Below are 528 nucleotides of genomic sequence, written 5' to 3'. Positions count from 1 at the left end.
GTCCCACGCCTCGGTCAGCACGGTGAGGAACCCGGGCACCGTCTGGATCTCCGTTTTCCGTCCGGCGCGCACCCACCGGGCCACCCCCACCGGCTCGTGGCGGGGGGCGCCCGCCCCGGGGGGACCCGCCACGCCCCGGTGGCGCTGGCCGGCTGGCTGCGCGCCGAACGGATCACGCAGATCCAGACGGTGCCCGGTTTCCTCACCGTGCTGACCGAGGCGTTGGACCGTGCCGGCGAGGGACTGCCGGACCTGGAGCACCTGCTGCTCGCGGGTGAGGCGCTGCCCCCGTCCCTGGCCGCGGCCTGGGCGCAGCGGCCCGACCGGCCGGCCCTGCACAACCTGTACGGGCCGACCGAGGCGGCCGTGGACGTCACGGCGGCGGACTGCCCCGCAGTGGTGGCGGGTCCGGGCGCGGAGTCGGGTTCGGGTTCGGGTTCGAGTTCGGGGTCGGCGGCGGCATCGGGTTCGGCGGCGGCATGGGCTTCAGGTTCGGCTTCGGCGTCCATCGGTGCTCCGGTGTGGAAC

The 528-nt window shown here is 75.8% G+C and carries 1 protein-coding gene; it reads left to right on the top strand.

Annotation, left to right across the window (positions count from 1 at the left end; all coding sequences use genetic code 11):
- Positions 1-138: 138 nt before the first annotated feature.
- The coding region (locus tag ADK55_RS39855) for an AMP-binding protein (protein ID WP_159041466.1) at positions 139-528 on the top strand (390 nt) is incomplete at its 3' end.

This window comes from Streptomyces sp. WM4235, from assembly GCF_001279725.1.
Classification (GTDB): domain Bacteria; phylum Actinomycetota; class Actinomycetes; order Streptomycetales; family Streptomycetaceae; genus Streptomyces.
Note: the sequence above shows the minus strand (reverse complement) of the source record. Positions and strands in the feature narration are given on the sequence as shown.